The 13,162-nt window shown below is 76.1% G+C and carries 8 protein-coding genes; 1 reads left to right on the top strand and 7 read right to left on the bottom strand.

Translation table 11 applies throughout. From position 1 onward, the window contains the following. Nucleotides 1-24: 24 nt before the first annotated feature. The 4 genes from AMK29_RS04060 to AMK29_RS04045 all read right to left on the bottom strand — a co-directional run bounded on the left by AMK29_RS04060 (nt 25) and on the right by AMK29_RS04045 (nt 7,875). On the bottom strand, nt 25-1,011 hold the full coding sequence (locus tag AMK29_RS04060) for an ABC transporter ATP-binding protein (RefSeq protein ID WP_073807509.1): 987 nt from the start codon (nt 1,009-1,011) through the stop codon (nt 25-27). Then, the gene (locus tag AMK29_RS04055; RefSeq protein WP_073808271.1) at nt 1,008-3,797 is read right to left on the bottom strand and encodes an FtsX-like permease family protein; all 2,790 of its coding nucleotides are present in this window, start codon (nt 3,795-3,797) and stop codon (nt 1,008-1,010) included. The genes AMK29_RS04060 and AMK29_RS04055 overlap by 4 nt, the downstream gene beginning before the upstream one ends. Nucleotides 3,798-3,904: 107 nt before the next feature. Then, entirely contained in the window at nt 3,905-7,252 is a 3,348-nt protein-coding gene (locus AMK29_RS04050; protein WP_073807507.1) for an ABC transporter permease, read from the bottom strand. A gap of 218 nt (nt 7,253-7,470) precedes the next feature. After that, on the bottom strand, nt 7,471-7,875 hold the full coding sequence (locus AMK29_RS04045) for a globin (RefSeq protein WP_073808268.1): 405 nt from the start codon (nt 7,873-7,875) through the stop codon (nt 7,471-7,473). 85 nt (nt 7,876-7,960) lie between these two features. On the opposite strand from AMK29_RS04045, the gene AMK29_RS04040 reads away from it, so the two are divergent. Beyond that, nucleotides 7,961-8,914, top strand: a complete 954-nt coding sequence (locus tag AMK29_RS04040; RefSeq protein ID WP_073807505.1) for a methyltransferase domain-containing protein — start codon at nt 7,961-7,963, stop codon at nt 8,912-8,914. Between the two features lie 9 nt (nt 8,915-8,923). Here the strand turns inward: AMK29_RS04040 and AMK29_RS04035 are convergent, their stop codons facing one another. From AMK29_RS04035 to AMK29_RS04025, 3 genes are read right to left on the bottom strand one after another with little or no spacing between them, the layout of a single operon-like run. Beyond that, nucleotides 8,924-10,261 carry an FHA domain-containing protein gene (locus tag AMK29_RS04035; protein WP_073807501.1) on the bottom strand — a complete coding sequence of 446 codons (1,338 nt, stop codon included), beginning with the start codon at nt 10,259-10,261 and terminating at the stop codon, nt 8,924-8,926. Between the two features lie 41 nt (nt 10,262-10,302). Then, nucleotides 10,303-11,634, bottom strand: a complete 1,332-nt coding sequence (locus AMK29_RS04030; RefSeq protein ID WP_073807498.1) for a vWA domain-containing protein — start codon at nt 11,632-11,634, stop codon at nt 10,303-10,305. Between the two features lie 52 nt (nt 11,635-11,686). Then, on the bottom strand, nt 11,687-13,162 hold the full coding sequence (locus tag AMK29_RS04025; protein ID WP_107422509.1) for a PP2C family serine/threonine-protein phosphatase: 1,476 nt from the start codon (nt 13,160-13,162) through the stop codon (nt 11,687-11,689).

Below are 13,162 nucleotides of genomic sequence, written 5' to 3'. Positions count from 1 at the left end.
GTCGGAAGGCCCCAAAGGCCCCCCTCAGCCCTCCGCGTCGTCCGGCCACACCCCGATGTGGTCCTGCTCCAGTTCGAGCGCCACCCGGTGCTCCATCCCGAGGGCCTGCGTGTACTCCGCCGGCAGCTGGAGCCGGCCCGCGCGGTCGAGCATCGCGTATTCGCGGGCCACCAGCGACTCCTGGCCCAGTTCGTCGACCTCCGTGCGGCGCAGGACCTCCGAGGAGGTGCGGCCGTCGCGGATGGCCACCGTCCGGCGCACCTCGGAGGCGACCGCCTGGTCGTGGGTGACGATCACGATCGTCGTGCCCAGCTCGTCGTTGGCGCGGCGGAAGGCCGCGAAGACCTGTTCGCCGGTGGCCGAGTCCAGCTCGCCCGTCGGCTCGTCGGCGAGGAGCACGGACGGGTTGTTCGCGAGGGCGACCGCGATCGCCACCCGCTGCTGCTGGCCGCCGGAAAGCTGGTGCGGGCGCCGGTCCCGGGCCTCCGCGATGCCCAGCATCGCGAGGAGTTCCTCGGCCCGCCGCGCCTTCTGCCGGGACCTGCCCCGCAACTGCATCGGCAGCGCCACGTTCTGGGCGGCCGTCAGGTACGGCAGGAGGTTGCGGGCGGTCTGCTGCCAGACGAAGCCGACCACCTCGCGGCGGTACCGCAACCGCGCCTTGCCGTCCATCGCGAGCAGATCGCACCCGGCGACCCGGGCCGCGCCGGCGGTCGGGACGTCCAGGCCCGCCAGGATGTTCATGAGCGTCGACTTGCCGGATCCGGAGGCGCCGACCAGAGCCATCAGCTCGCCCTCCTTGACGAGCAGGTCGAGCCCCTGGAGGGCCTGCACCTCCACCCCGTCCGTGGTGAAGATCCGGACCAGCCGGTCGCAGGCGATGAGCGCGTCATGACCGTACGAGGGCCGGTCGCGCCGCGCGGTCACCCGCCGCTCCAGCTCCTCCAGGCTGGTGGGGTCGGAGGAGGACCCCACCGGGCCGCCCCGCGTCTCGGTGCCGGTCTTCGTCATCGTGCGTCTCCCGCCCTGAGTTCCTTGATCGAGCCCTTCCGCCCCGCCCACCAGGCCTGTCCGGCCGTCGCCGCCGCCGTGAGGAGGACGACCGCCAGCGCCGGCACCACCAGCGACCACGGGTCCGCCCGCAGCGGCGCGCTGTCCAGCGGGGCGAACCCCGGAGTCGTCGCCAGCGCGAGCCGGAACAGGTCGATGCCCGGCGCCAGCAGCGGCACCGTCGCCCAGCCGACGAGCGTCCCGCCGAGCGCCGCGAGCACCGCCTGCGGCACCGCTTCGAGGCCGAGCAGGCGCCGTCCCTGCCTCCGGGTCAGTCCCATCGTCCGCAGCCGCGCGAGGAGCGTCGTCCGCTCCGGCGCGCTCTGCATCAGGGACAGCAGCACGGCCACCACGGCGAACCCGCCGCCCACACCGATCGCGCCCAGGTAGATCCGCTCGGCCCCCGACTGCAGCGGCGAGTCCACATAGCCGGCCCGGGCCTCGGCGCGCATCGACACCCGGAGGGCGTCGGACCTCGCCTTCACGGCGGCCCGCAGCGCGGCGCCGTCCTCCGGGCCTGTGACGAGCAGGGCCGTGGGGGTCCGACGGGTGAGGTCGGCGGCGTTGACCAGGAGGAAGTCGGCGCCGGGGAGGGCCGGGGTGGCCGACCGCACGGCGACCACCCTCACCCGGAACACGCCGGCCGCGGACACGATCTCCTGCGGCGCCGGACCCAGCCGCTCGGCGACCGACGGCGAGGCGATCGCGGGCAGCACCCGCTCGGTGTCCGCCACGGCGTCCTCGCCGCCCCTCCCCGTCGACGCGAGCAGTCCCGCCGGGAAGGGGCCGAACCCCGTGCGCTTCGCGTGCCGGGTGTACGAGCCGGGCTCGACGCCCACCAGGGTGCCGCTCATCGGCTGGGCGGAGGGCCCCTGCCGGGACGGCAGGGACACCCCGTACTCGATCTGCAGCGGAGCCACGTCCCGCACCCCGGCCGTGCCGCGCACCGCGGCGGTGAGACCGGCCGGCAGCGGGGTCCACTCCACCGAGCCGTCGATCCGGGCGTCCGCGCCGGTCGCCAGGAGCGCGGCCCGGTCGCGGGCGTCGGCGACGCCGGCCAGGACCGAGCCGCCGAACGCCGCCGTCGTCAGGGCGAGCACGAGCGCGAGCAGGGGCAGCGTGCCCGCCGACGACGCGCGCCCGGCGCGCGCCAGGGCCAGGGGGCCGACCGCCCCGCGCAGCCGGCGGGCCGGCCGGCCGAGCCAGCGCAGCGGCAGCGGATAGATCCGTACGAGGAGCGAGGCGGCGATCAGGCCGACGAGCACCGGCGCGGCGCTCACCAGGTGGTCCCCGGAGTCGGCGGTGCCGCGCAGCCGCAGCGAGGCGACGGCGCCCACGGCGAGGACGAGCACGGTGAGTTCGGCGACCGTACGGCGCCGGGAGGGGCGCGCGGTGAGCAGGTCGTCGCGCCCGCCGTGGAGGCGCGGGCGCCGGTGCAGGACGACCGCCCGCAGCGGCAGGACGAGCAGGGCGAGCAGGGCGACGGCCGAGGCGGCGAGCAGGGAGGGGCCGAGGGGGATCGCGCCGGACCCGCCGTCGGGGGCGCGTACTGTCACCACCGCGAGGACCAGGGCGAGTGCCGCCGCCGGTACGCACACGGCGGAGGTCTCGCCGAGCAGGCGCAGGCCGATGCCGGTGAGCGAGGCGCCACGGGAGCGGAGCAGCGCCAGTTCGCCGTCGCGGCGGGCGGCGAAGAGCCCGCCGGTCATGGCGAGGACGACCGCCGCGACCGCGCCGATACCGAAGACGGCCACGGCGACGACCGGGCCGATCGCCTCGCGCATCGACCCGTACGCGTCGACGATCGTGTCGAGTTCGGTGGTCAGGGCCCCGGTGGGACCCACGGTCTTGCGCATCCTGAGCAGGTCGGGGCCGCCGGTCGCCGAGTCGAGCGCGGCGGCGAGCCGGCCGGTGTCCCGGCCGGTGAGGTGGTCGACCGTGGGCATGAAGCGGAAGAAGACCTCGGGGTCGCCCATGGTGGACAGCACGGCCGCCGCGGACGCGGGGGAGAGGAGCAGCGCCCCCTGCCAGTAGTGCTTCACCTCTCCGCCGGCGACCAGCGGGGCGAGCGCGGGGGTGCGGAGGAGCGGCTCCACCGCCCAGTACGCCGACTCGGGGTCCTGGGGCTCCACGATGCCGGTGACCGTCACGGCGAGCGGCTCCACGCTGGTCTTGCTCGGCACGTGGACGACGGAGCCCGGCTTCAGGCGCAGGGCCGCGGCGGTCCTCGCGGTGACCACCGCCTCCGGCGCGCGGGCCGTGCCCGCGGCGAGCCGGCCCTTCCGCAGCGTCGCGTGCCCGGTGAGGCCGGACGGGGAGGAGAGGACGAACTCGGGGGACTTGCCGTCGGGGCGGGGCAGCCAGGGGTCGAGCCCCTCGACCCGCTTGACCGTGCGGACGCCGTGGACGGCCTGCCCCGGGTCGGTCCGGATCGGCTCGGGGAACAGGGCGCCCACCGTGTCGCTCTGCCCCTGGAGCACGGCGGGCGCCAGGCCCGAACCGGGCGCGTCCACGGGGAGCGGGGCGGTGAGTTCGAGGACGGTGGTGCGGGGTGCGGCGGTCCGGATGTCGTGGCGCAGGCCCTCGGTCTCGTACGCGTCCGTCGCCCGCGGCAGCGCGGCCGCGAGGTAGGCGGTGACGAGGACGAGGAGGGCGAGGGAGGCCGCGGCCCAGGGCGCGGTCCGCAGCCGGGTCCGCACCCAGGGCGCCACGGCGCGGGCGGGCTTCTCGGACCGGGACCGGGGCATGTCGGGAGCCTTCCTGCGTACGGCGGGCATGTCGGTACGGTCGCGGTCCCTATCGCGGTCCCGGTCCCGGTCGCCGTCGCTGTCGTGGTGCGGGGCGGTCGGTGCCATCAGTTCTCCCCCTGGTGGCGCAGGGTCACGACCGGGTCCGTGGGACGCAGGGCGATCACGGCGACCATGGCGAGCGGCAGCGCGGCCACGCCGGCGAGGAGCAGAGCCACGTGGCCGAGGGGCAGTTCGACCAGGACCGGGGGGACGGGCCGGGCGGCCTGGCCGGTCAGGACGACCAGCGGGACGACGGCCCGGGCCAGGACGGCGCCGAGACCGATGCCGACGAGCAGGCCGATGCCGATGAGCAGGCCCTGTTCGGCGGCGATCAGCCGGGCGAGGCGGCGGCGTGGCGCGCCGAGCGCCCGCAGCACCCCGAACTCGGCGGATCGTTCCCGCATCGCGCCGGCGGAGCCGACCGCGAAGCCGACGGCGGCCAGAGCTGCCGCCGCGGCGGCGACCGCCATCAGGGCGGCGTTGGGGCCCGCGCCGAGCGGGTCGCCGAGCAGTTCGGCGGCGATCTCGTCGCGGACGAGGACCTGGGCGGGGTCCGCGTCGGGCCGGGCGCGCAGGGCCGTGGCGACCTCGTCGGCCGCGCCGGGGGCGACGGTCAGCCACCATTCGGTGGGCGGCACCGTGGAGGCCTCGCCGGTGGACAGGTACCGGTTGACGGCCGCCAGGTCGAGGAGGACCGTTCCGCCGTCCTCGGGGGCGGCGACGGTGAGGGCGGAGGCCGTCCGGGCGCCCGGGCCGGTGGTGGGCAGCTCGTCGACGACGTGGACGACGGTGACGGGGACGCTCCGGCCGCCGATCGAGACCTCGATCTCGTCGCCCGGCCCGGCTCCGGTCGCCGTCATGAAGGCTCCGGTGGCCACGGCGGACAGCCGGTCGGGTGCCTTCGGTCCGGGGGCGGCCATCCGCAGCGTGAACTCCTCGGACGCCCAGTCGGCTTTGCCGGGGGGCGCGCCCGTGACGGCGGCCGAGACCGTGAACGGGGCGGGCCGGCCGCCGGGGCCGGGGTTGCCGGGGACGCCGGACGTGGGGCTGCCGCTCGTGGTGTCGCCCTCACTCTGCTCGTACAGGTGCGTCCAGGCGGCGAGGACCTCCCCGGGCCCGTGGACCCGCTCGCCGCCGTCCGCGCGGACGACGCCGAACCGCTCGGCGCGGAGGGTCTGCGTGCTCTTCGCGCCGTCGTCGATCCGGCCGGTGACCTCCAGACCGGTGAGGGTGAGCAGGCCGCCGGAGCCGCGGCGCGCGTCGCCGCCCGGCACGGCGGTCAGGGCGACGAGGTCGACCGTCAGCCGGTGGGTCCGGCCGTCGGAGGGCAGCGGTCCCATGGCCTGCCGGTACGGGACGCCGTTCGGGTCCTCCAGGACGGCCGTGACCCGGACGGTGTCCGTCGGGCCGGTGAGCCGCAGGTCGGCGGTGACCGCCCGGGTGCCGGCGGGCAGCGGGAGACCGGGGCGGGTCACCGCCGGGGGAGCGAGCGGGGAGAGGAGGGAGCGGACGGGCACGTCGGCGAGGTCCGGGCGCATCAGCAGGCCGGCGGCGGCGTTGCGGGTGTCGACGGCCAGGACGGTCGCGTTCCGGCCGGCCACGTCCATGGTGGTGCGGTGGACCGGGGCCACCGCGCGGACACCGGGCACGGCGCCCAACTGCTCGGTCCGTGTGGGCTCACCGGGGCCCGCGCCGAGGACACGGACGGCCGCGCCGACACGGAAGTCCGCCTGGTCGCGCTGCGAACGCTCCCACGACCCGCTCTGCCCGATGGCCAGCATGCCCATCGCCACCGCGAGGACGAGGAGCAGGACGGGGCCCGCGCCGCGCAGCGGCCTGCGGCTGAACTGCCAGCCGGCCAGCGCCGCGGAGAGACCGCGCCCGCCCGCCGCGCGCCGCTCGGCCAGCTTGGCGGCGGGCGGCAGCAGACGCAGGGTCAGGACGGTGCCGGCGAGCAGCGCGAGGGCCGGGGCGGCGACGAGCACCGGGTCGACGGAGCCGCCGCCGGGTCCCTCCGCGCCGAGGGTGCCGCCCGCCGCGGCGGGGCGCTGCAGCTGCCAGTACGCGATGGCGGCCACCGCGAGCAGGCCGAGGTCCGCCCCGGCCCGTACGGGACCGGGCAGGGATGCCGAGCGTGCCTTGCGCAGCGGGACGACGGAGCCGTCGCCGGCGGCGAGCGCGGGGGCGACGACGGCCGCCGCGCAGCACAGGGCGACGGCGGCGGCGACCAGCCACACCTGGAGCGAGGGCGTCGAGTCGAGCTGGACGCCGAGGGAGGAGAGCGCGGACCGCTCCGCGAACAGCCGGGTCAGCGGTCCCGTGAGGAGCGGGGCGGCGAGCGCCGCGGGCAGCGCGAGCAGCAGCGCCTCGACGGCCGCGAGGCCCGCGATCCGGCGCCGCGAACCGCCGCGGGCCCGTAGCAGCGCGGTCTCCCCCGAGCGCTCGGTGCTGAGCAGCCGGGCGACGAGCAGCAGCGCGTACGCGGCGAGGAGCACCAGCTGGACGGCGACGATCAGCAGGGTGGAGCGGGAGACGAGCAGGGACCGCTGGGTCTGCTCCAGGACGGACGGCAGCGCGGTGGACGCGGAGATCGTCGTGCCGAACCGGTCGGAGGCCTCGGCCAGCGCCTTCGGGCCGTCGGTCGCCGAGGCGCGCAGGGCGTCGATGCGGTCGGTGGTGACGCCGGTGAAGTCGGCGGAGCCGAGCCAGGACAGGTCGCCGGAGCTCAGCGCCCCGGAGCCGAGGACCGCCGGGTCGACGAGCAGCGGCCCGTACGTCGTGAAGGCGACCGTCCGCACCCCGCGCCCTCCGGCCGGGTCCAGCTGCCAGTACGGGTCACCGGTGTCGACGGGCCGGTAGACGCCGGTGATCCGGGTCTTCACCCGCCGGCCGTCGAGGCGGTCGCCGAGGTCGAGTACGGTCCCGGGACCGACCCGCAGCCGCCGGGCCGCCTCCTCGGGCAGCGCCGTCTCGACCACGCCGGCCGCCCTGGCGGGGGTCGGCCAGGCGCCGCGGACGAGGGAGAGCTTCGAGCGGTCGAGCGCGGCGAAGTGGGTGAGATCGGGGTCGCCCTTGCGGGCGGTGGAGTCCTGGAGACTCCGGGGCAGTGCGTACGGCCCGGAGCGTTCGAGCCGTCGTACGGTCACGGGCAGTCCGTCGAAGGTCCGCCGCAGGCCCTCCCGGACGGCCTCCTCGGCGCTCGCCCGCTTCGCGGGAGGCACCTGCCCGCTCACGAGCAGCGAGGCCGCGGCCGCGGACCTGCCCCGGAGGCCGGCCTGGAGCGCGGCGTCGCCGATGGCCCCGGAGAACGAGGCGAGGGTGGCGAGCACCGAGGTGGTCAGGAGCACGGCGAGCAGCGCCGCGGCCAGCAGCAGCCGGTGTGCCCTGACACGCAGGAATACGAACCCCGTCACCCATCCCCCTGGCCACCCTGATCACGGTGCGCCCGTCGAACACGGTCGAACGCTGCCGAGACTTCCCCCGGATGCTTTCAGAGGGAATGTGCCGCTGGTAACCGCTTGCGGTCCGACCTTGATGCGATCGTGACCGTTATCCGGCGTTCGGTCTCCGGAATGTGTTCGTCCGTGCGCGGTCGGGGACGGGACCGGGCGGTACGGGGAGTGAGGGGTGGTCAGCCGGCCGTGTTCACCATCGAGCCCGCCGCGTACGTCATGTACCGCCACAGCTCCCGCTCGTGCTCCGGGGCCAGGCCGAGGTCGTCCACGGCCGCGCGCATGTGACGGAGCCAGGCGTCGTGAGCGGCCTGGTCCACGGTGAACGGGGCGTGGCGCATCCGGAGCCGGGGGTGGCCGCGGTGGTCGCTGTAGGTGCGGGGGCCGCCCCAGTACTGCATCAGGAAGAGGGTGAGGCGCTCCTCCGCCGGGCCGAGGTCCTCCTCGGGGTACATCGGACGCAGCAGCGGGTCCCCCGCGACGCCCTCGTAGAAACGGCGGACCAGACGACGGAAGGTCTCCTCGCCGCCGACCTGCTCGTAGAAGGTCTGCTCCTGCACAGTTTCCCCGGGAATCTCGTTCACCATCCCATCGTCTCAGATGCCCCGCCCTAGGACTTGAGGTCCAGGACCGCTGGCCGGGGACCCCCGGCGGCGGCAGAGTGGAGGCATGGAGGAGCGGCGGGACGAGTTCGCCGAGGCGGGCGCGCGGGCACGGCGGGCCCTCGTGCGGGAGGTCGAGGCGGACGGGGCGCTGACCGACCCCGCCTGGCGGGCCGCCTTCACCGACGTCCCGCGCCACCTCTTCGTCCCGTACTACTACGTCCCCGGGACCGGCGGCTACGAGCGGCTCTGGTCCGGCGACCCCGATCCCGGGCGGCGGGACCAATGGCTCCGGGGGGCCTACGAGGACATGGCGATCGCCACCCGGGTACGGGACGGGGAACTGCTCTCGTCCGCCAGCCAGCCCTCCCTGATGGCGCTGATGCTCCACGCCCTCGACGTGCGCGACGGGCACGACGTCCTGGAGATCGGCGCCGGGACCGGCTACCACGCGGCTCTGCTCTGCCATCGGCTCGGCGCGGAGCACGTCACCACCGTCGACCTGGACGAGGAGATCACCGAGTCCGCCCGGACCCATCTGGCCGCCGCCGGATACCGCCCGGCGGTGGTCGCCGCCGACGGCGCCCGCGGGTGCCCCGAACGCGCCCCCTACGACCGGATCGTCGCGACCTGCGCGGTGCCCTCGGTCCCGTACCCCTGGCTCGCGCAGTGCCGGCCCGGCGCCCTCGTCCTCACACCGCTCTCCACCGGGCTGCTCCTGCTGCGGGTGCGCGACCCGGCGCACGCCGAGGGACGGTTCCTCGCGACCTCCGCGTACTTCGTGGTGCTCCGGGGCGCCGCGGGCCGCGTCCCGCGTCCCGACCCGGCCGGGGACGAGGGCTTCGGCTTCCTGTGGGGTCTGGTCGGCGGGACCCTCGACCGGCGCGAGGCGCTCTCGCTCTGGCTGCGCGAGCGGCGGCCGGAGCGGGAGCGCTTCGGGGTGACGGTCAGCGGCGACCGGCAGTGGGCCTGGCTGGACGACCCCGGAGGGCCGTACGCCTGGCCCCTGCCGGACGCGTGAACGCGCGGGTCAGCCCAGGCGGATCGTGATCGTCGTCCAGGCGCCGACGTGCACCCGGTCACCGTCCTGGAGCTGGACGGGGACGTAGGGCTGGATCGGCTCCTCGCCGCCGTTGACCGTGGTGCCGTTGGTGGAGTTCTGGTCCACGACCGCCCACGAGCCGTCCGGCTGCTGCACGAGCACGGCGTGCTGGTGCGAGACGCCCGGGTCCTCCGGCGGCACCGAAAGGTCGATGTCGGGGGACTCGCCGGTGGAGTGCCGGCGGCGGCCGATGGAGATCTGGTTGCCCTGGAGCGGCAGGTGCTTCGCCGGCGAGTACGCGGGCAGGTTCAGGCCCGTCGCCTCGGGACCGCTGCGCTGCATCATCGCCATGAAGTAGTCGCGGTCCGGGGCGATGACCGCCGTCCAGGACAGCGGCTGCCGCGGCGGCTGGAACTGCTGCGGGGGCTGCTGCTGACCCTGGTGCTGATTCTGGTGCTGACTCTGGTGCTGCGTGGGCCCCTGGTGCTGCGGGGGCCCCTGGTGCTGCGGCGGGCCCTGGGGGGCCTGGTGCTGCGGAGGCGCCTGGTGCTGCGGAGGTCCCTGCGGCGCCTGATGCTGCGGGGGCGGCGGCGGAGCCTGGTGCTGCGGGGGCCCCTGGTGCTGCGGGGGCTGGTGCTGCGGGGGGGCCTGCGGGGGCCGGTGCTGCGACGGCGGGGACAGGACCCAGTCGTCGTCCGCGCGCGGCTGCGGCGGCGCGGGCGGCGCCGGTGCCTGGGCGGGAGCCTGGAGGTACGCGGGCGGCGCCGGCGGCTGCTGGGCCGGGGGGCGCTGCGGCGGGGCCTGGTGGTGCGTGGGATCGCCGCCGAGCGGCTCGGCCGGACGGTTCACCTGCGAGGGCCGCGACCCCTGGTAGCCGAACGGGTCCTGCGGCGGTTGCTGCTGCGGCGGCGGGGGCGGCGAGGACTGGAAGCCCGGCGGCAGGTTCAGACCGGGCGGAGGGCCGGGCTGCTGCGGCGGCGCGGAAGGCGCGTTCTGCGGGGACAGCGGCGTGTAGGAGGTAGCCGTGTTCGTGAGGAAGTTCCAGCGGCACTCCTCGCAGAACGGCGCCATGTACTCGCGCGGGGTACGGCACTGCGGGCAGAGCTCCGCCTGGGCCGTCGCGTTCGGGTCGCCACCGGGACCGAAGCCGCCGGGAGCGGCCGGAGCACCGGGACCACCGGGGCCGGGGTATCCGTACGCGGGGGGCGGCGGCGGGGGAGGCGGCGGTACGGCACCCGTCGGCGCACCCGCCCCGGCCATGCGATGGCCGCAGACCTCGCACCAGTCGTCGGAGACCGACTGGTGTCCGTTCGGGCAGGTCGGCATGTCGGTGCTTCCCCCTCTCGTCGTCCGGCCCGGTGGCCGGGCTACCTCTTGACGCGAACGGTCTTGGTGGAGCGCGTCTCGAGTGTCATCTCGTCCGCATCCGCGACCTTCGCCTTCAAACGCACAGTACCGGTCGCCGCGTCGACGACGTCGACCACCTTCGAAAGCAGTTTCGCCGTATCCGCGTTCCCGGAGGCCGCCGCGAGCTGCACGGCACGGCCGAGTTTCGCCGTCGCGCCGTCGTGATCGCCCGATTTGCGGGCATCGAGGCCCTGTTGGATGACGTCCGCCAGCTCGGCCTGGCCCGTGTAGTGCGCGACCTGCGGGTTGATCGACGTCGACATCGCCAGGTCGTCCGTCCACACCGCCCGTACCAGTCCTTGAGACAGCGGGCGGGGATCGCCGCCCGCCGGGTCCGGGGCGATCAGGGAGACCCGGGCGGCGAGCATCTCCTGACCGATCGCGGCCCGCGGGACCCGCACGCTGACGTGGTAGTCGCGGGACTCGTCGCCCCACGAGCCCGTCGGGTAGTCCCCTGCGCGCGGTCCGGCCTCGGTACGCCGCCCGGTGAGATCCTCGACCGTCGGCGCCACCTGCTTCACGAAGGCGATCTCCACCCCGACCGGCGTCCACAGCCGCAGCGCGACGTCCGCGACGCCCTTGCCCATCGCCTGCTCCATCATCGCCGTGAAGTCGGCGGCGAGGGCGGACGGGTCGGCGACGATGTCGGCGGTGCCGAGGAGCGCCGAGGCGATCCCGGTGACCTCCTTGACCTCCCAGTCGGTGCCCACCCCGCGCGCGTCGCAGGTGAAGCGGCCCGCGCAGGCGTCGAGCGAAGCCCGCAGCTCCTCCGGCGTCTCGTGCTCGTTGCGGCCGTCGGTGAGCAGGATGCCGTGCCGGATGGTGAGCTCGGAGGAGGAGAGCAGCCGGTCCGCGAGCCGCAGCCAGGTGCCGATGGCCGTGCCGCCGCCCGCGCTCAGCCGGCGCAGCGCCTCCTTGGCCTCGGCCCGGGTGCGGGCGTCGGCCACGGCGAGGCCGCCGTTCCCCGGATAGACCTCCTTCGCCACGTGCGTGCCCGCGACGACGGCGAAGGACGTGCCGTCGCGCAGGGTGTCGACGGCGGCGGCGGTCGCCTCCCGGGCGCCCCGCATCTTGGTGGCGGGATAGTCCATCGAGCCGGAGCAGTCGACCATGATGACGACACCGGCGGCCCCGGCGCCCGCCGGGTCGGACAGCCGATGTCCGCCGGTCCCGCCCCCGGTCGACGTGACCGTGACGATCGCGCTGACGTCGCGGCCGCCCTCGGGCAGGAACTCGTTCTGGTAGACGTCCACCGAGAACCGGGGCGCGGTCGGCTTGGAGAAGTTCGCCATCTGTTACTGCTCCTCGGACAACAAGGCTGAAGGGACGGGGATCGGCGACCGCTCAGGCGGATCCTGCCCCGGGGGGAGAGACGGTGAACGGCACGAGGGCGACCGTGATGTTGTCGTGGCCTCCGCCGTCGAGGGCGTGGCCGACCAGCACCTGGGCGCTGTGCAGCGGGCGGTCGGCCGCGTCGGCCGGGACGACCCGGGCCATGTCGTCGGCGCCCTCCGCGTAGTTCCACAGGCCGTCCGTGCAGACCACCACCACGCCGGACCGGTCCGGTTTGAACGCGGCGGTGTGCGGCTCCAGTTCGTACGAGTCGGCGCCGAGCCAGCCGGTGATCGCGTGGGCGCGCTCGTCCGCGTACGCCTCGGCCTCGTTCATCAGGCCCGCCGCGACCATCTGGGCGGCCCAGGAGTCGTCCTCGGTCAGCCGGGCGGGCGGGGTGGCGCGGTCGTCCGGCACCCAGTAGGCGCGGCTGTCACCGACCCAGCCCACGACGAGCAGGCCGTCGGCGACGACGGAGCCCACGATGGTGCAGGCCGGGGCGTTGCGGTGGCGGTGCGGGTCGTGCTCGGCCCCGTCCTGACCCGGTTCCTCCGCGAGGGAGTTGACGGCCTCGGCGGCGGCCACGATCGCCTCGTGCATCGCCTGCTGCGGGTGGGTGCCCCGGGGCAGGGCCGCGAGCAGCGAGGCGCCGGCGGCCTCGGCGGCGGCGGCGGAGGCCTCGTCGGGCCGGGTCGCCGAGGAGACGCCGTCGCAGACGATGGCGACGGTGGCGGGGGAGCCGTCGGGCAGCGTGGCCGCGGACACGCAGAACGCGTCCTCGTTGCGGTGGTGGCGCAGACCCCGGTCGCTGACGGCGGCGACACCGGCGAGCTCCCGCTCCATGTGGTCGCGCTCACGGGGTTGGGCGTGCCCGCAGTTCTCGCAGTAGCCGTCGGTGTCCACCCGCCCGGCCCGGCAGGCCACGCACACGGCGGCGGCGGGCGCGGGGGCGTGGGCCGGCACGGCGGGGGCGGGCGCCGGAGCGACGGGGGCGTGGGCGGGGACGGCGGGGGCGTGGGCGGGGAGCGGGGGAGCCGCCGGGGCCGGGGCCGGGGCATGGGCAGGGGGTGCGGGGACCGCGGCGGGAGCGGCGGGTGCCGGGGCCGGGGCGGCCCGTACAGCCGTACGCGGGTCGGGCGCGGCCAGCTCGAAGTCCCCGCTGCCCGTCGTGGTGTTCCCGCCGGGCGGCACCGGGCCGTCCGTGCGGACCGGCATCGTCGGCAGGTCGCGGCCGCCGGAGTCGGTGCCCGGCAGGTCGCCGGGGTGCTGGGTCATGGTGGACAGCGAACCGGGCTCCCGCGGCGGGGCGTCCGGCCAGTCCACGGGGGTGACGATCGCCACGGTCGGGCGGTCCGGCTCCACCCCGGCGGCCGGCACGGCCATCAGGTCGTGACCACACGCCCCGCAGAACCGGTCACCCGACTCCAGCGGCTCCGCGCAGTCGGGGCAGACCGCGAGTCCGTGCGACGGCTTCGGCTTCTGGGACAT

The sequence above is a fragment of the Streptomyces sp. CB02261 genome (assembly GCF_001905665.1).
GTDB lineage: Bacteria > Actinomycetota > Actinomycetes > Streptomycetales > Streptomycetaceae > Streptomyces.
The sequence above is the reverse complement of the archived record's forward strand: the minus strand, read 5'-3'. Positions and strand labels throughout refer to the sequence as shown.